General features: G+C 71.9%; 14 protein-coding genes and 1 pseudogene. 7 read left to right on the top strand and 8 right to left on the bottom strand.

The window, feature by feature from the left end; translation table 11 throughout:
• Positions 1–37 precede the first annotated feature (37 nt).
• The 3 genes from BLU95_RS28945 to BLU95_RS28955 form a co-directional block, all read right to left on the bottom strand.
• Positions 38–262 (bottom strand): DUF397 domain-containing protein, encoded by a 225-nt coding sequence (locus tag BLU95_RS28945; protein ID WP_093862559.1) that lies wholly within the window; start codon positions 260–262, stop codon positions 38–40.
• Positions 263–338: 76 nt separating this feature from the next.
• Positions 339–563, bottom strand: a complete 225-nt coding sequence (locus tag BLU95_RS28950; protein WP_093862560.1) for a DUF397 domain-containing protein — start codon at positions 561–563, stop codon at positions 339–341.
• Positions 560–1,423, bottom strand: a complete 864-nt coding sequence (locus BLU95_RS28955; protein WP_093862561.1) for a helix-turn-helix domain-containing protein — start codon at positions 1,421–1,423, stop codon at positions 560–562. Before BLU95_RS28955 ends, BLU95_RS28950 begins: the two co-directional genes overlap by 4 nt.
• Before the next feature lie 297 nt (positions 1,424–1,720).
• Between BLU95_RS28955 and BLU95_RS28960 the strand changes: the two genes are divergently transcribed.
• From BLU95_RS28960 to BLU95_RS28980, 6 genes and pseudogenes are all read left to right on the top strand, one after another.
• Complete coding sequence (locus tag BLU95_RS28960) at positions 1,721–2,089, top strand: ATP-binding protein (protein ID WP_093862562.1); 369 nt, start codon at positions 1,721–1,723, stop codon at positions 2,087–2,089.
• The gene (locus BLU95_RS28965) at positions 2,086–2,322 is read left to right on the top strand and encodes a hypothetical protein (RefSeq protein ID WP_093862563.1); all 237 of its coding nucleotides are present in this window, start codon (positions 2,086–2,088) and stop codon (positions 2,320–2,322) included. Before BLU95_RS28960 ends, BLU95_RS28965 begins: the two co-directional genes overlap by 4 nt.
• Positions 2,319–2,453 (top strand): hypothetical protein, encoded by a 135-nt coding sequence (locus BLU95_RS45250; RefSeq protein ID WP_286158588.1) that lies wholly within the window; start codon positions 2,319–2,321, stop codon positions 2,451–2,453. Before BLU95_RS28965 ends, BLU95_RS45250 begins: the two co-directional genes overlap by 4 nt.
• 107 nt (positions 2,454–2,560) lie before the next feature.
• Entirely contained in the window at positions 2,561–3,112 is a 552-nt protein-coding gene (locus tag BLU95_RS28970; protein ID WP_093862564.1) for a SigE family RNA polymerase sigma factor, read from the top strand.
• Positions 3,102–4,463, top strand: a complete 1,362-nt coding sequence (locus BLU95_RS28975) for a hypothetical protein (RefSeq protein ID WP_093862565.1) — start codon at positions 3,102–3,104, stop codon at positions 4,461–4,463. The genes BLU95_RS28970 and BLU95_RS28975 overlap by 11 nt, the downstream gene beginning before the upstream one ends.
• A 165-nt stretch (positions 4,464–4,628) precedes the next feature.
• Positions 4,629–4,784: pseudogene (locus BLU95_RS28980) on the top strand (aminoglycoside phosphotransferase family protein); the annotation flags it as partial.
• Positions 4,785–4,798: 14 nt separating this feature from the next.
• On the opposite strand, the gene BLU95_RS28985 reads toward BLU95_RS28980, so the two are convergent.
• The 4 genes from BLU95_RS28985 to BLU95_RS29000 form a co-directional block, all read right to left on the bottom strand.
• Complete coding sequence (locus tag BLU95_RS28985; RefSeq protein WP_093862567.1) at positions 4,799–5,152, bottom strand: hypothetical protein; 354 nt, start codon at positions 5,150–5,152, stop codon at positions 4,799–4,801.
• Complete coding sequence (locus BLU95_RS28990; RefSeq protein WP_093862568.1) at positions 5,149–5,622, bottom strand: hypothetical protein; 474 nt, start codon at positions 5,620–5,622, stop codon at positions 5,149–5,151. Before BLU95_RS28990 ends, BLU95_RS28985 begins: the two co-directional genes overlap by 4 nt.
• A 41-nt stretch (positions 5,623–5,663) precedes the next feature.
• A complete protein-coding gene (locus BLU95_RS28995) occupies positions 5,664–7,538 on the bottom strand; it encodes a CocE/NonD family hydrolase (protein WP_159425030.1) in 1,875 nt (624 codons plus the stop codon).
• A 167-nt stretch (positions 7,539–7,705) separates the two neighbouring features.
• Positions 7,706–8,638, bottom strand: coding sequence for a motility-associated ABC transporter substrate-binding family protein (locus tag BLU95_RS29000; protein WP_173862155.1), 933 nt, complete (start codon positions 8,636–8,638; stop codon positions 7,706–7,708).
• Positions 8,639–8,902: 264 nt separating this feature from the next.
• On the opposite strand from BLU95_RS29000, the gene nicT reads away from it, so the two are divergent.
• Positions 8,903–10,006, top strand: coding sequence for a Nickel transporter NicT (nicT, locus tag BLU95_RS29005; protein ID WP_093862570.1), 1,104 nt, complete (start codon positions 8,903–8,905; stop codon positions 10,004–10,006).
• 179 nt (positions 10,007–10,185) lie between these two features.
• Here nicT and BLU95_RS45255 read toward each other — a convergent pair whose 3' ends face one another.
• Positions 10,186–16,392: a DNRLRE domain-containing protein gene (locus BLU95_RS45255; protein WP_093862571.1), complete on the bottom strand. Its 6,207-nt coding sequence runs from the start codon at positions 16,390–16,392 to the stop codon at positions 10,186–10,188.
• Between the last annotated feature and the right edge of the window lie 119 nt (positions 16,393–16,511).

The following is a 16,511-nucleotide window of genomic DNA, read 5'->3' on the forward strand; positions in this document are numbered from 1 at the left end:
CCTGGCGGGCGGGCCGTAACGGCGGGGTCGACTGTGGTCAGAAGAGGTCGAAGTCGAACTCGCCCGAGGCAACCGCAGTGATGAACGCGGTATGGGCGTCGGAGGTGAAGAGGAGTTCTGGGCCCGAGGGGTCTTTCGAGTCCCGGACGACAACGAAATGACGGAGGTTGGTCGCGAGTTCGATGCAGTTCTCATTGCCGCCACTGAACGACGACTTCTGGAAGTCGGCCTCGAGACCTGTGGTGTTGGTGACCTGGGACATGTGTCTCCGCCTCTCACCGGTTGTGCGGCCCGGCGCGCCGTTCGAGGCGCGCCGGGCCGTGGGTTCAGTGGTGCTGTCAGAGCAGGTCGAAGTCGAACTCGCCGTTGACGACTGCCGAGATGAAGGCGGAGTGCGCGGTGGCGGTGAGTGTCAGGGCCGGGCCGGAAGGGTCCTTGGAGTCACGAACGTAGGAGACGATGCCGTCGGAGGATGCGAACTCGACGCAGTTGGTGGACTCGTTGCTCCTGGACGACTTGCGCCAAGTCACATTGAGTGCTGCCGCGTTCGGGATGAACGTCATGTGATGTTGTCTCTCTGTTCGGTGATGATGGCGAGCGAGTCGTCCAAGCCCAAGGCGTCGGCCCGGATGGCATCGAACTTCGCCGCGTACTGCTCCACATCGGCGGCATCCTCGACCCAGAAGTTGCTCAATGTGCCCTCGACGAGTGCCACGTCGAGATCCTGCCTTTGTGGAAAACCGAGGATGGTGAAGGCCCCGCCCATGCCGTGGTGAGCGGGAGCGCCGATCGGCATCACCTGAATGTTGATATTGGGCTGGCTCGCACGGTCCGCCAGCCGTGCGAGCTGCTCGGCCATGACCTTCGGTCCGCCGACGCCGGAGCGGATGGCGGCCTCGTGGATCACGGCCCACAGAGTCAGCGGTTCTGCTCGGGTCAGAGCGCTCTGGCGAGCCACGCGCACATCGACGAGTGCTTCGACATTGACGTCGGGACGCATGCTGAGCTTCTTGATGATCTCGCGCGCGTAGGCGGGCGTCTGGAGGAGGCCTGGAATGAAAGCGCCCTCGTAGGTCCGAACGGACGCTGCGCCGGCCTCGAGAGAAATCAGGTCGCCGAGAGCCTGGCCGATGTGTGCGCTGTAGCTCTGCCACCACATGCCGCGGTGTGCACCGTTCTTGGCCAAGTCGACGAGTGCGGAGACGAGGTCCGTGTCCTCGCACTTGTAGAGCGACAGGAGCTTCTTGACGTCGTCGACCTTGGTGGCGCCGCGGCCGTTCTCGATGCGGGAGAGCTTGGGCTGGCTCATGCTGGTCAGAGCGTCCGCGACCTCGTCGTGCGAGAGGCCGGCCTCTTCTCGTCTGCGGCGGAGTTCGGCGCCGAGCTGCCTCCGTCGAACTGTTGGACCTGCTGCTGCGGCCATCCCCGCCCTCTCTGAGCCTCGCTGGATCAGTGTGCCTCGGCGCCGTGCACCTGCGCCACTGGGTAACTGCCACTGTAGGGGCGCTAATTGGTGTTCGATTTGGATATATCCAAAATTCTGAGATGAGTTGCCAGGATGGCCATCAAGGCCCCATGCTGACTGTGACGAGCCGCACACTGTCGGCAAGCGCCGATCGCTGCTGTGCGCGTTGGCGCCATGGCTGCATGTTGATCAGATCCAGCTGATTGATCATCAGGCGCCGGATCGAATCCACTCCACCCCTACGGAGGTCTCCGTATGTCCACGCTCCCCCTGCCCCCCGACTGGTCGCTCGCCCGTGAGGAGTTGCGCGCGGTGCTCGTGCGCGCCGGGTGGTCCGACGGTGCCTTCCGCGACGCCGAGTTGGCGTTGTGCGAGCTGTTCGTCAACGCCTGGAAGCACGGAGGCTCGCTGGCCCCGCTGGTGGTCGTCGTCCTCCTGGAGGGGAAGCTCCGGGTGTCCGTCGCGGACGGGTGCCCGAACCTTCCCGAGCAGAGAACTGCGGACGGACCCTACGCGCTCTCCGGGCGCGGGCTGCACCTCGTCCGCTCGCTCACGGACCGCTTCGGCGCGGACCCGCGCAGGTCCGGCAAGTCGGTCTGGTTCGAGCTGGACGCCGCCGCGTGAGCGCCCCCGACAGCGCCCCGATCGGGCCCCACGACCCCCGCATCGGCACCTACAGCGAGGTCGAGGTGGAGGCGCTCCTCGCCGAACTCCACGAGCGCGGAAAGGCCCTCGGCATCGTCTGGCCCTCCGCCACCACCGAAGGCGTGGTCGACGGCCGGGTGCTGGTCCGGTTCGGCAACGCCCCGACCGCCACCCTCCTCAACCTCCTCGCCCTGCTCAAGGCCCGGCCGTGACCCCGACCCGGCTGCTGGTCGGGATCGCCCTCTCCTTCCTCGCCCTCCTTGCCCTGGCAACCGTCGTGCTCGGCGTCGTCCTCGTCCGCCGGATGCCCGGCCGGCCGGAGGACGACGGGCCGTCGGACTGAGGCAACCGGCAGCAGCGCCGGTGCTCGAGCGGCTCCGGCGCTGTGTGAGGATCGGCCCGCCGGAAAACCGGTGCCACAAGACCACCGAGTGATCGCGTTAGTAGGGCATGGAGCAAATACAGGGGGCGGAGGCACCGGCGGTCGAGTCGGGAGCGCCGCCCGACTTTCCGGCCTTCGTGGCATCGCGGGGGCGCCATCTGCTGCGGACGGCGTTCCTGCTCACCGGTGGTGACGCGCATCTCGCCGAGGACCTCGTGCAGGAGGCGCTCGGACGCGTCTTCGTGAAGTGGCGTCGGATCTCGCGCCTGGACAACCCGAGCGGCTACGCGCAGACCGTCCTCGTCAACACCTTCCTCTCGCACCGCCGTCGGCGCAGCAGCACCGAACGGGTCACCGACGTGCTGCCCGATGCCGCGGTCACCGACCCCGACCCCGCCCTGCGGCTCACCCTCCTCCGGGCGCTCGGCGAACTGCCGCCGCAGGACCGGGCGGTGCTGGTGCTGCGCTTCTGGGAGGACCGCAGCGTGGAGGAGACGGCGGCGGCGATGCGGCTGAGCAGTACGGCCGTCCGTTCGCGCAGCAGCCGGGCGCTGGCCCGGATGCGGCACACGTTGGGGTCGGCGTTCACGGACAAGGAGGTGCTGCGTCATGCCGGTTGAGGACGACTTCGCGGTCCGCATCGGGGCCGGGTTCGAGGAGCGGTTCGCCCGGGAGCTGCGCGGGGCGGCCGCTCTGGCGCCCGACGAGTCGTTGTTCGCCCTGGCCGCCGGGGCCGAGCGGTTGGGACGGCGCCGGCGCAACCGGCGGCGGGCCGCGGTCGCCGGTGGTGCGGCTCTCGCCGTGCTCGCCGTCGCCGGTGTGGGGGCGTTCGTCGGAGGACCGGGTCCGGGACTGTTCGGTCCGGCCGCGGAAGCGCCGATGACCGGCGACGACGTGGTGCGGCTGGTGGCCGGTCTGCTGCCGCCGGGCACCGTGACGGACACGACCGCGTCGGCCCCGGGTGACGCGACCGAGTCGAGCAACCACCCGTACATGACTGCGGGACTGTTCAACTACGACGACGGCCATGGGGTGAGCTCGATCCACTACTTCGTCGAACGCGGAGCGCAGACGCCCGAGCAGGCCGCCGTCTGCAACCCGCGGGTGGTGCCGGAGGATCCCTGCGACCGCACCGTCCGGCCGGACGGTGCGGTGCTGATGATCGACAAGACCAGGGACACCACATTCGAGGGGCAGCGGGCGTGGCGGGGTGTCTATGCGGCGCCGGACGGTACGAAGGTCACCCTGGTGGAGTTCAACGGAAGCCCGGTGAGCCCGACGAGGGAGCTGCCGCCGCTGGACGCGGAACGGCTCGCTGCAGTGGTGACCGCGCCGGAGTGGGGGCGGGTGGTCGCGGCGATGCCGGCGAACCCGAACGCGCCCAGGGCGTCCTCCGGACCGGCGTTCCCGCCGTCGACGGCCACTGCGCGCACGGCCCCGCCGTCGACGGCCGCCGCAGGCACCACCCCGCCCTCGACCGTCACCGCGACCACCGAGCCGTCCTTCCCCGCCATGTCCACCCCCGCGCCCGGGGAGTCGCTGCCGGAGCTGACCGCGGTGCTGGCCGGACTGCTGCCCACCGGCGCGAAGGAGGTGGGTCGGGACGCGGAGAACGGCGCCGTGGCGGTCGAGTACGAGGGTCGGACCAGCAGGCTGTCCGTCCATCTGGAGCCTGCCGGGCCGCGTGGAATCGAATTCAAGAAGGGGGCCGAGGAGGGAACGCCGACACCGCTGGAGGTCAGGCAGAAACTGCCCGACGGCACGTTCGTCGTGATGAACCAGTTCGGCAACGGCAAGAGTGCCGTCGACCCGCTCCTGCACTGGGTGGTGTGGGTGTACTACCCCGACGGGCGCAACGTCCTGATCAGTGAGGGCAACGGCGAGGACGAGCACACGTACCGGCCCGGTCAGCCGGCGCTCTCGGTCGAGCAGTTGAGGGCCATGGTCATGGCGCCCGACTGGCGGAAATGACCCTTCTCGGACCCCTCCCCTGAGCTGTCCTGCCGCTCCGCACGGGGGGAGCGGCAGGACAGCAGGGGGTCGAGCGGTGGAATCGGCCGGGGTGGCACGGGCGGCGTTCGGGGACGGGCGGTGTTTCGAAGGGGAGTTCGCCCGAGCCTGGGCGGGACCGACGACCTCGACGGCCCCGGACTGGACCTCTACGGACTGGCGATCCGCCTGTCCCTGGTCGCCGGACCGCTGCGCCTGCTCGACGGCGACTTCCCGCACCGCGCCGCGATGCGGGCGATCGCCGAGTACAACCTGAGCGAGGCGCTGGCCCTGGTGGAGTGAGAAAAGGGTTGGCGTCAGTCGGTTTCCTTGGGGTGGCCGGTGCCTGCGTAAGTGATCCAGGCGGTGAGAGTCGGCGTGTCGACCAGATACCAGATGCGCCCGCCGCTGGTGACCTCGTACTGCCAGCGTTCGAGCTCCCGTCCCTTGAAGTCGGCGGTCGCGAGTTTGCCCTTCAGCTGGTGCTGCCGGCTCGGGTTGTCGGTGGCTCGCGGCGTGGATCTGATGTGCTCGTAGGCGCGACGGAGACCGGTCGGTGCGTGGCGGGTGAGGAGGTCCCAGCCCTCGGCAGCTGCGGAGCTGGCGAACCGGAGGTCGTACTCGCCCTCGATCGGCGGAGGTGCGGCGCGGTCGCCGCGCTTCGGGCTCACCCGGGTTCTCCGGGGCGTGGCACGGGACCGAGGTCGCCCTCGGGCTCACGGGTCAGGAGGGCGTGCAGGGCGGGGTCGGCGTGGACCTCGGCGGTGTGGCGCCACTGGGTGAGCAGCAGGGCGATCGGGGCGAGGTTGTCGAGGGCGACTGCGCCGCGGGCGACGTCCACCAGCTCGTCGACGAGCAGGTCCACGTCCTCCTCGGGGAGGAATGTCACCCAGGGGAGGGCGTCAGGCAGGGCGGCCCGGAGGGCGGCGGTGTTGCCGGTCCGGACCAGTCCGCCGAGCAGGCGGGACGTGAAGTCGACGACGGTGGTGTCCTGTTCCAGTTGGTCGACCCGCATCAGGGCGAGGTCGCCGGCGTCGCGGCGGCGGAGCCGGAGCGCGCGGACGGCGTCGAGTCTGCTGGTCGTGGCAGCGGGCCGGTGGAGCAGCTCGCTGAAGGGGATCTCCTCGTAGGCTGCAGTCATGACATCCACAGTAGCTCGGATGTCAGTCCTGTGGGGTCGAATCAGGTCCCAATGCGGCGGATGCGCTGGTGCCACTCCTTGTCGAACACGACGTTGCCGGCCTCCTCCGCCCGGAGCCGGGTGTGGGCGAGCAGGTGGGTCGCGTCGCAGCGGAGTTCGGTGCGGGTGTGCACGGTGACGTCCCAGCCGAGGGCGGGGCGTTCGAGGCGCAGGGTGCGGTCGGTGCGGGCCTGGGCACTGAGGGGAGTGGCGGTCAGGACCCGGTAGGCGGTGACGGTGTGCTCGGCACGGACCAGGCCGTCGGAGTGGGTGCGGGTGCCGTCGGTGGCCGGGGAGAGTTCGGTGCGCCACTCGCGGCGGCCGATGTCGTGGACGGTGATGCGTTCGGGGCGGGCGGCGAGGGGTTCGGTGAGGTGCAGCGGGGGCGGCAGGGGGAGGGTGGGGGAGCGGAAGGGGGCCGCCTCCGGGGTGCCCGGGTCGTGGACCGGGAGAGTGAGGGCGGAGTGGGAGGGGTCGACGGCGAAGCCGTCGGGGTCGGCGCCGGGCCACAGCCAGGGCCAGTACGTGGACGAGAGGGCGAGCCGCAGCCGGTGGCCGGGCGGGACGGTGGCGCCGACCGGGGCGAGCGTGACCACCGGGTCGGGGCCGGCCGGCTCGGCCGGGAGGGTGAGGACGCCCCGGGTGAGCAGGGTCGAGGTGCCGTCCGGGGCGACGGCGCAGAGGCGGGCGGCGACCAGGGCGCCGCCGCTCGCCGGGTCCGGGCGCAGGGTCAGCGCCGGGGTGCCGTGCAGCTCCAGCGGTTCGGGCAGCGGCCGGGAGTCGAAGCAGACCGAGCGCCCGTCCTCCTCGCGCTGGTCCGGGGGCCGGTCGGCGGGGCGGCCGTGCGGGACGTAGGAACCGGCGTTGAGGCCGGTGTGCTGGGGCGAGCGGACGCGCACCCAGCGGTCCTCGGAGGCGGTGCCGGCGGTGCGCAGCGGGCCGTCGAGGCCGTACCGGACCTCGCGGACCCCGGGGGACGGCCAGGGGTCGTCGGCGGACCAGCGGGTGCCGAGCCAGCTGCGCAGGGCGGGGGTGGCGAGGGCGCCGGTGTCGACGTCGCGCAGCCAGTGGTCGTACCAGCGCAGGGCCTCGGGGAGGAGTTCGTCGGGGAGTCCGTGCGGCCAGGGGCCGAGGACGGCGCGGACGGGGACGGCGGTGGAGCCTCCGGCGCGTGCGAGTGCCAGCACCGCCGCGGCGGACGGATCGGTCCAGCCGGCGACGGCGAGGGTGGGGACGGCGGCGGCCGGGGCGGGGGCCGCCGGGGCGTCGAGCCAGTCGGCGAGCGGGGGTTCGAGGGCGTCGAGCCGGGCCAGCCAACGGGCCCGCCAGTCGTCGCCGACGTACAGCGGGTCCGGTGGGCGGGCGGCGTCGGCGAGGTGGGCGGTGGCGCGGGTGTGGCCGTCGGCGGCGAGGACGGCGCGGCCGAGGCGGTGCGGGCCGTCGGGGCAGGCGGTGACGACGGCGCGCACGGTGTCCGGGGCGCGGGCGCCGATCCGCAGTGCGAGGGCCCCCGCCGCGCCGGTGCCGAGCAGTCCGGTCCGTCCGTTGCACCAGGGCCGGCCGGCGAGCCAGTGGACCAGGGCGGCGCCGTCCTCGACGAGCAGGTCGGCGGAGGCGGAGCCGGGCGGCAGTCCGCCGGAGTTGCCGTGGCCGCGGGCGTCGATCCGGACGGCGGCGTGGCCGTGGCCGGCGAGCCAGGGGTGGCGGCGGGCGTCCTCGGTGGCGGTCCAGTCGGTGAGCCGGTCGGTGGAGTACTCCAGGACGACGGGGACGGGCTCGTCGGTCGCGGGGCGCCAGAGGCGGGCGTACAGCTCGGTGCCGTCGGGGAGGGGGACGCGCAGGTCCTCGCGGGTGGTGCGGTGCGGGTACGAGGGCATGGCCGCTCCCATCGGGTCCCGGTCGGTGCGGATCGGTGCGGATCATTCCGACACTAGGGGAGGAAGCGGTCGCCCGCCCGGTGAGGGGGCCGGGCCGGACGGGAGGCCGCGCGCCCGGCGGACGGGCCGGGCACGCGGCGGACGGGGCACCCCGGGGGTGGCGGGCCTCAGGCCTTGCTCAGCCACGCCGTGGCGTTGAGGGCGAGCGCGGCATTGGTGCCGGCCGGGTCGTCCCAGCCGTTGAACAGGTTGTTGCCGGACTGGCCGGTGCCGTCGTCGGCGGGGGAGCTGTCGCCCCAGGCGGCGACCCGGCCGCTGCCGTAGCCGCTGGTGACGAAGAAGGCGCCGGTGTTCCCGGACGAGCCGGTGCGGTAGACGATGCCCTTGACCTTGGGGTTGTCGGCCGGCTTGAGGGTGAAGGTGGTGCCGGAGCGCAGGATCGAGCCGGTGACGGTGCCGAAGGGACCGTGCAGCACCGGGTCGGCGGCGTCGTTGACGGCGCGCGGGTTGTCGGTGGAGATGTTCTTGACGTCGACCGAGAAGCCGAACGGGTCGTTGTTGTTCACACCGTTGTTGGTGAACAGGTCGTTGATGATCGCCGGGGAGTCCCAGCCGTCGTTGTTGCGGTCGCTCCGGTCGTGGTCGGAGACGAGGAACAGCCCGCCGCCGTTCTGCACGAAGCGGACGATCGCGGACTTCTCCGCCGCGGAGAAGCGGATGTTCGGCTCGGGGATCACGAAGGTGTCGAAGTTGGCGAGGTCGAGCGCGGCGCCGGTGCCGTAGCTGATGGTGGAGCCGGCCGGGAGGGTCTTCAGGCTGTACTGGCCGGTCTTCTGGAGGGCGACGCCCCAGGCGGAGAGGGCGCCGGTCCAGCTCTTCTCGGTGGTGGGGCTGGCGTTCTGGGTGCGCGGGTCGGGCTGGGCGGTGGAGATGATCCAGTCCGCGTTGCCGGCGGTCTCGCCCTTGCTGTTGTCGAACAGGACGCGGTGGGGGAGGGCCGAGGTCGCGGCGGCGGCCGGGGCGGGGGCGGTGAGCGCGAGCGGGCCGGTGGCGAGCAGGGCGGACGCGGCCAGCGCGAGCGTGCTTCGACGGAGCATCATGTGCCGTCCCTCCGGAGGGGGTTGGGGTGCGGGACGACCGAGTATCCGCGCGTAGAACGGCGTCTTCCGGGCGGGTCGGGTTACCGCCGCTTGTACGGTTCATGACCATCTCTGTCCGGGGGAGGGTTTCGTGGGCCCCCGGTTCGTCCGCCACCCGGTAACCAGGTCGTAATTGCGCATGACTTGCAACTAATTACGACCAGAAGGAAAGATGGCCCAGCTCCGGCGCCCCGGAGCCGCTACGGCCCCACGAAAGGACCCCCGATGACCGGCCCCCGCTGGCGCGACCGGCTCACCCGTGAGGAGTGGATCCGCCTGGCAGGTATGGGTGGTTTCATCCTCGCGCTGCACGTGATCGGCTGGTTCACCCTGCTCGCGGTCATCGCGCCCGAGCACTACGACGTCGGCGGCCAGGTCTTCGGCGCCGGCATGGGGCTCACCGCGTACACGCTCGGCATGCGGCACGCCTTCGACGCCGACCACATCGCCGCCATCGACAACACCACCCGCAAGCTGATGGGCCAGGGCAAGCGTCCGCTGTCGGTCGGCTTCTGGTTCTCGCTGGGCCACTCGTCCATCGTCTTCGGCCTCTGCGCCCTGCTCGCCCTCGGCATCCGCTCGCTGGCCGGCCAGGTCGAGGAGGACGGATCCACCCTGCACGAGACGACCGGCCTGATCGGCGTCACCGTCTCCGGCACCTTCCTGCTGGCGCTCGGCCTGATCAACCTGGGCGCGTTCAACGGCATCCTCAAGGTGTTCCGGCGGATGCGCGAGGGCGAGTTCGACGAGGCGGAGCTGGAGGCCCAGCTGGAGAAGCGCGGCTTCATGAACCGCATCCTCGGCCGGGTGACCAGGGCCGTCACCAAGCCCTGGCACATGTACCCGGTCGGGCTGCTGTTCGGCCTGGGCTTCGACACCGCCACCGAGGTGTCGCTGCTGGTGCTGGCCGGCGGCGCGGCGGCGTTCCAGCTGCCCTGGTACGCGCTGCTGGTGCTGCCGGTCCTGTTCGCCGCCGGGATGAGCCTGCTGGACACCATCGACGGCTCGTTCATGAACTTCGCCTACGAGTGGGCGTTCTCCAAGCCGGTCCGGAAGATCTACTACAACCTCACCGTCACCGGTCTCTCGGTGCTGGTCGCCCTGGTCATCGGCTCGATCGAGCTGATCGGGCTGCTCGGCGAGAAGCTGGACATCGGCAGCGGCCCGGTCGCCTGGATCGGCGAGCTGGACCTCAACCTGGTCGGCTACGCCATCGTCGGCCTGTTCGTGCTGACCTGGGTGGCGGCGATCGCCTACTGGAAGCTCGGCAACGTCGAGGAGAAGTGGTCCGCCGGACTCACCGCCGCGGCCGCCGACAAGGGAGAGTAGCCGACCGGCGACGGCGCGCAGCCACCGCCAGGGGCGCGCGACCGACAGCGGAACGGGAAGCGGCCGGGCCCCGGGGGAGAACCTCCGGGGCCCGGCCTTACCTGTCTTCCACTGGGAACAACGGTGGAGCACCGGTCAGCGGTTCCGTCGTAGCCGGAACTGCTGTCGGCCCGCGCGGCTCAGTACCGCGGGTCCACCCGGTAGATCGGGCGGTCCGGCACCCACCAGTGGCTGGAGCGCCAGATCCCGAAGGTGAACCGCACCCCGTGGCTGCCCCGCTTGTTGGCGGCCTTGAGGAACTGCTTGCCGATCTTCTTCATCAGGTAGGACAGCGCCCACAGCACGTAGCCGGCGGCCCGCGCGACGATGTGCGGGAGCTTGCGCAGGATCTTGCCGATGCCGTTGGCGATCAGACCCGAGACGTAGAGCAGGGTGCCGATGGTGTTGCCCTCGGCCCGGCTGAAGTAGGCGACCCACTTCTTGCGCCAGGACATGCCGGTCAGGTCGTCCATGGTGATCGGGTCGACCGGGTAGCCGTAGGCGTTCGGCGAGCCCTCCAGGACCGGGTCGGTCTGCAGGAACCGGCCGGTGGCCGGGTCGTACAGCCGGACGCCCATCAGGGTGAGGCCGGAGAGGCTGTCGCCCTCGCGCTGCGCCCCGCCGAGCCAGCCGTACTCGGTCGAGCCGGTGGCGTCGACGACGTTGCCGTACTCGTCGTAGTGGTAGACGGCGAGGTCCTGGGTGCCGTCGGGGGACATCTGGACCGAGACGTCGCCGTGCAGGTTGGTCAGCAGCAGGACCGCGCCGCCGTCGGTGCCGGTGGCGGCCGTGAGCTGGCCGGTCAGGTCCAGGACGTTGCGGGTGAGCTTGCCGGCCGCGTCCTTGGACCAGGACGGGCTGTCGGTGCCCGCTTCGAAGTGCTTGGTGTCCTGGGCGGTGACGGCCCAGGTGCCGTCGGTGCCCTTGGTCTCCGTGGTGCTCACCGCGAGGCGGCCGGAGGCGTCCAGGTCCCAGGTCTTGCGGGTGTCGCCGAGGGTCTCGGTGCGGACCAGGTCGTTGACGTAGTAGCCGAGCTGGGTGCCCTTCGGCAGGGCGGTGGTGCGGCCGTAGGCGTCGTACGTGTAGCCGGCGTCGGTGAGGCGGTCGGCGGTGTCGTAGCCGTGGTTCTCGGCCTTGGTGACGGCGTCCTGGGTGGCCGGGTCGCAGTCGTCGGTCACGCTGGTGCGGTTGGTCCGGTTGCTGCTCTGGTCGAACGCGTAGGTCCGGGTCGCGCAGGCCAGGCCGGTGCTGTCGGCGGCCTTGGTCAGGCGGCCGGTGGCGTCGTAGGTGTAGCCGCTGGTGGTGCTGTTGCCGTCGGACTGGGTGCGGCCGGCCTGCTGGCCGTGCACGGTGTAGTCGGCGTTGTCGGCCAGCAGGACGGTGCCCGCCTGGTTGCTGTAGGTCTTGCCGGTCTGGCTGCCCCGGCTGTCGTAGCTGTTGGTCAGGGTGTTGCCGCCGGGCATGGTCTGGGTGACCAGCCGGCCCTCGACGTCGTAGGAGGCGGTGAAGGTGCCCGCGACCGAGTCGGTCAGCGTGGTGGGCAGGCCGCGCGGGTCCTTGGCGGTGTCGTAGCCGTAGGTGACGCTGGACGGCACCGAGTCGGACTTCTTCACCACCCGGTCGAGCTTGTCGTACTCGGTGGTGGTGACGTTGCCGGCGCCGTCGTCGTAGGAGACCTGGCGGCCGAGCCTGTCGTAGCCCTGGGTGATGGTGGCCCTGCCGTTGTTGACGGTGGCGAGCTCACCGGTGGCCGGGTCGTAGCCGAGCACGGTGTCGGCGACGGCGGTGCCGGTGCCGCCGGTGACCGAGACCTTCACCGGACGGCCGGCGGCGTCGTAGTCGCGGGTGGTGGTGCGGGTGACGCCGTTGGCGGTCTCGGTCAGCACCGAGACGTTGCCCCAGCGGTCGTACTGGAAGGTCTTCGTCGGCAGCTGGGCCGGGTTGCTCCCGCCGCCGGTGACCTGGGCGGCCGGGGCGACCGAGCAGACCAGGTCGGCCCACTCCGGGTGGCCGGCGCAGGCGCCGGTGCCGGTCGGACCGTAGTACGAGGTGACCGTGGTGGCCGCGTCGGAGCCGGTGGAGTTCGGGCGGCTCTGCGAGGTCACCCGGCCGGCGGCGTCGTAGCCGGTGGCGGTGGTGATCCTCAGGCCGGCCGGGTCCTGGACCGACTGGGTGGGCAGGCCCTGGGCCCAGTCGTAGCCGGTGGCGGTCCGGCGGGTGTCGGCGTCGGCGGCGTAGCCGTCGATCCGGGCGCCGACCGTCACCGAGGTGGTCTTGTCGCTGACCGCGGCGGTCGCCGGGCGGCCCTCGTCGTAGCTGCTCACGGTGTGGGCGCGGGCCGGGACCTCGGCGCCGGTGGTGAGCGCCGGGGAGCTGCCGGAGGCGGCCAGGTCGTGCTCCAGGGTGACCAGCTGCAGCGGGTCGTACTGCTCGACCAGCCGCTTGCCGTCGGCCGAGTAGACCGACGTCGAGGAGAGCACCTGGGCGCGGTCGGCGGTGGAGCGGCCGGCGATGCCGAGGGCGCGCAGCTTGTTCAGGCCGTCACCGGTGGTGGCCAGGGCGAGGATGCGGTTCTCCGCGGAGAGGGCCCGCACCTGGCTGCCGAAGGCGTTGTACTCGGTGGTGGTGATGCCGCCGCCGGGGGTGGCGGTGTTGACCTCGCGGCCGGACGCGTTGGTGTAGGTCACCGAGGCCCGGTTGTACGCGGCGGTGCCGAGCGCCTTGCCGTCGTGGGTCGACGGGACGGCGTCGGGCGGCAGCACGGCGGTGGCGTCGGTCGGGGCGTCGGTCTGGCCCCAGGCCGCGACGTCGGACGGTGCCAGCGGGTAGGGCGCGTTGGCGCCGCTCAGCGGGACGTCGTAGACCACCGAGGTGGTCGCGGTGCCGTCGGTGACGTCCTTGCTGCCCTGCTTGAGGGTGGGCCGGGAGGCGGCGAGCAGCATGCCCTCGCCGGCGGTGGCCGCGTTGCCGGCCTTGCCGTACTCCAGGGTCCACGGCAGTTCGCCGGGCTCGGTCACGGTGGTGACCCGGCCGGCCGCGTCGTAGCCGTACGCGGTCTTCAGCGCCGGCGAGGTCCGCGGGTCCGACACCTCGCGCAGCCGGCCCTGCTCGTCGTACGCGTACTGCGAAACGACGACGGGGGTGGCGGCGGAGGCGCCGGGGTCGGTGGACCAGAGGCGGATCTGCTTCACCTGGCCGGTCACGTCGCCGAGGGCGGACGCGGTGGCGGTGGTGGCGTCGGCGTAGACGTACTCCAGCACCCGGCAGCCGGCCGTGGACGGCACGGCGGCGCAGTTGACGGAGGCGGTCGCCGAGGTGGGCGCGACCACATACTTCGGCCGGGCCAGGGTCTTCCCGCCGGAGACGACCTTCTCCGACACCACGGAGGTGGTGGAGTTGTCGCTGGGCAGCGAGGAGGCGGTGGCCTGCCAGGTGGTGGCGGCCGGGTCGACCTTGGCGAAGGCGACCGTGGTGCCCTCGGTGTCCTTCAGGGTGAAGGCCCCGGTGAAGCCGCCGGTCAGGGTGAGGTTCTCGGCGCCGGGCTCGGGCTTCCAGCCGCCCGCGCCGGTGGCCGTGAAGCCGGTCTCGGAGCCGTCGGCGGAGACCACCGAGAGGGAGGTCGCCGAGGTCTTCCGGACGTAGGACCAGTCGGCGTCGGTGATCTCGGCAGTGGTGCCGGAGCTCCACTGCGGGCCGAAGATCGCCGCCTGGCCCTCCTGCGCCGAGCCGTTGGTGGGCCGGCGGGAGGAGAAGGAGCGCTCGGCGTGCAGGCCGAAGGCCTCGGCGTCGGTGGCGGACAGGCCGAGGTCACCGGTGAGGGTGTTCACCTCGCCGGGGCCGACCTTGGTCTCCGGGGCGGTTCCGGCGTTGCGGTCCACCGTGACGGTGTTGGGCTCGGTGGCGTCGGTGGCGGTGCCGTCGGTGAAGACCGCGCGGACGTCGACCGGGCCGTTCTCGGTCAGGGTGTCGGTGATGTTCCAGGTCAGCGCGGCCGGCTTGCCACCGGGGGCGGCGAACGGCCAGGCGGTGACCGGCTGGCCGCCGGTGGTGGTGACGTTGGCGGTCGGAACGTCCTTCCAGGCGTCGGTCTCGCCGCGGCGGTACTGGTAGCGCACCCCGGTGTAGGTGCTGTTGCCCTCGGCCTGCAGCGAGGTGCGGCGGGCCGGGCGCTCGCCCGCGGCGGGGGCGACCAGGGCGGAGCCCTTGCCGGCGTAGAAGGTGTAGGTGCGGTCGGCGGAGACGTTGCCCGCGGCGTCCCGGGTGTGCGCGGTGACGGTGTGCGCGCCGGCCTTGAAGGTGAGCTTCGCGCCGACCGGGGCGCCGGTGGTGGCCGCGGTGACCCAGGCGCCGCCGTCCAGCTTGTACTGGACGTCCTTCACGTCGGCGGTCGGCGGGGTGAAGGTGAAGGTGCCGCTGTAGTCGCCGTTGGCGTCCGGGGTGCCCGCCCACTGTCCGGCCGGGAAGTCCCCGGAGGCGATCGCGGTGACGCCGGGCGCGGTGGTGTCCACGGTGAGGGTGCGGAACGCGGACCAGGCGCTGTTGGCGGTGCCGTCCCAGGAGCGGGAGCGCCACTTGTAGGCGCCGGCCGGCAGCGCGGTGCCCGGGGTCCAGGTGAAGGTGGAGCCGGAGGCCGCGTAGGCGGTGTGGCCGGACTGCAGCGCCGCGGTGCCGTTCGCGGCCCAGACCTCGAAGTCGAGCAGGACGTTGCCGCCGTCGGGGTCGGTCGCCTTGGCGGACAGGGTCGGCGTGGCGTCCCCGGTGAGCGCCCCGTTGGCCGGGGCGAGCAGGGTGGAGACGGCCGGCGGGGTGTTGTACGTCACCGACAGGTAGGGCGTGTTGGCGGACGCGTTGCCGGAGTTGAACTTCTTCCAGCCGTACGGGTCGCTCTCGTCGGTGGCGCGGATGCCCAGGGTGTTGTTGGCGTTGCCGTTGCCGGCCCAGGCCTGCACCAGCGAGGTGATGTCCTGGTTCACCCAGCCGTCGTTGCAGGAGCTGGAGTAGCCCTTGGTCGAGGTGGAGGTGGCCCACTTGCGGTTCCAGCCGGGCTGCGCGGTCCACCGGGTGGCGGTGGTGGCGCTGCCGGTGTCCCAGACGTCCCAGCCCTTGGCGGTGCAGGACCAGCTGTGGAAGTTCCAGAGGTTGAGCTTGCCGCTGGTGATCTGCTTCCCGCTGATCTTGGCCATCGGGAACTGCAGGAAGGAGCGGGCGATCTGGCCCGAGCCGTTGTTGCCCAGCTTGAGCTCGGTCTGCGAGGAGACGTCGGTGGCGTAGCCCTGCTGGACGAAGGTGTCGAAGCCGACGCCGATGTTGACCGCCGGGTCCACGGTGACCGGGTACTGGGTCGCCGGGTCGTTGAGGAAGGCCGCGTCCGGGGTGAGGGTGAGGTCGACGGCGTTGCCGTTCTGGGTGACCTTCAGACCGACCGGGGCGGTGCGGGTGTGGTCGCCGCTGCGCTCGTCGACCTTCGCGTCCCACATCACCGGGGCGGGCAGCTGGCCCTTCTCCTCGCCGGTCGCCGGGTCGAGGAAGGAGACCGAGTTGTCCGCGTTGTGGCGGGCCCGCAGGCCGGCCGCGTCCAGGGTCATGGTGACGGTGCCGTTGGCGCCGACCGCGCTGCGGTCCTTGAGTTCGAGGAACTGCTCGAAGCCGGTCCGGGTGGACTCGACGATCAGGTCGGTCGCGGTGAGCGCGTTCGGGTACCGGGCCTTGGTGCCGTCGACCACGGGGGCCGGGAGGGTGCCGCGCCAGGACAGCGACATGCTGGTGCCGTTGCCGTTGTCCAGCGAGACCAGGGGGACGGCGGGGGCCTGCTGATCGCCGGCCGGGGCGCCGGCGGCCTTGAACTTCGACGCGGCGGCGGGTGCGGTGGCGCCGGCCAGGGTGAGGCCGAGCGGGTGGCCCTTGGCCTTGACCGAACCGTCGGCCTGCTGGGCCAGGCTGACGTCGATCGGCCGGAGGGCGCCGTCCTTGTCCTTGAAGCGGACGGGGCCGGAGGCGACGTCCAGCGTGGTGGTGCCGTCCGGGTTGATCCAGGTGGTGGTGGACTCGCCGCGCTCGTCGGTCACCTCGATCCGGCGGTTCTCCAGCCGGGCCTTGAGGTGGGCGGTGGCGATGTCCTTGGCCTCGGCCGGGCCGAGGGCCTTGCCGGGCTTGGGCGCGGGGGCCTCGGGGGTGACCGCGACGGCCTGACCGGTCGTCATGACGACGGCGGCGGCCTGGGTGGCGAGGACCACGGCGAGGGCGACCGCGGTGTGGCGCAGGACGCCGTTGCGGCGGTGTGGTGCGGGGGCGGCTGGCACGGTGTTCCCGGCGCGGTGCCGGGGTGGTGTGCCGGTCGGCTGTGACATGGAGCTCCTCGACGGTCTGTGGTGAGGGGTTCGACGGCGACACGCGTCCGCGTTCGGGCACGGCCGAGCCGGCCCGGGGCGACCGGACCTGTGCGCGGGCATGCCGATGGGCATATGCA

This window comes from Streptomyces sp. TLI_053, assembly GCF_900105395.1.
Classification (GTDB): Bacteria; Actinomycetota; Actinomycetes; order Streptomycetales; family Streptomycetaceae; genus Kitasatospora.

What these genes read in the sequence shown, in the direction of transcription:
- BLU95_RS28945 (WP_093862559.1), bottom strand. Translation starts at nt 262, where the DNA reads ATGTCCCAGGTCACCAACACCACAGGTCTCGAGGCCGACTTCCAGAAG.
- BLU95_RS28950 (WP_093862560.1), bottom strand. Translation starts at nt 563, where the DNA reads ATGACGTTCATCCCGAACGCGGCAGCACTCAATGTGACTTGGCGCAAG.
- BLU95_RS28955 (WP_093862561.1), bottom strand. Translation starts at nt 1,423, where the DNA reads ATGGCCGCAGCAGCAGGTCCAACAGTTCGACGGAGGCAGCTCGGCGCC.
- BLU95_RS28960 (WP_093862562.1), top strand. Translation starts at nt 1,721, where the DNA reads ATGTCCACGCTCCCCCTGCCCCCCGACTGGTCGCTCGCCCGTGAGGAG.
- BLU95_RS28970 (WP_093862564.1), top strand. Translation starts at nt 2,561, where the DNA reads ATGGAGCAAATACAGGGGGCGGAGGCACCGGCGGTCGAGTCGGGAGCG.
- BLU95_RS28975 (WP_093862565.1), top strand. Translation starts at nt 3,102, where the DNA reads ATGCCGGTTGAGGACGACTTCGCGGTCCGCATCGGGGCCGGGTTCGAG.
- BLU95_RS28990 (WP_093862568.1), bottom strand. Translation starts at nt 5,622, where the DNA reads ATGACTGCAGCCTACGAGGAGATCCCCTTCAGCGAGCTGCTCCACCGG.
- BLU95_RS28995 (WP_159425030.1), bottom strand. Translation starts at nt 7,538, where the DNA reads ATGCCCTCGTACCCGCACCGCACCACCCGCGAGGACCTGCGCGTCCCC.
- BLU95_RS29000 (WP_173862155.1), bottom strand. Translation starts at nt 8,638, where the DNA reads ATGATGCTCCGTCGAAGCACGCTCGCGCTGGCCGCGTCCGCCCTGCTC.
- nicT (WP_093862570.1), top strand. Translation starts at nt 8,903, where the DNA reads ATGACCGGCCCCCGCTGGCGCGACCGGCTCACCCGTGAGGAGTGGATC.
- BLU95_RS45255 (WP_093862571.1), bottom strand. Translation starts at nt 16,392, where the DNA reads ATGTCACAGCCGACCGGCACACCACCCCGGCACCGCGCCGGGAACACC.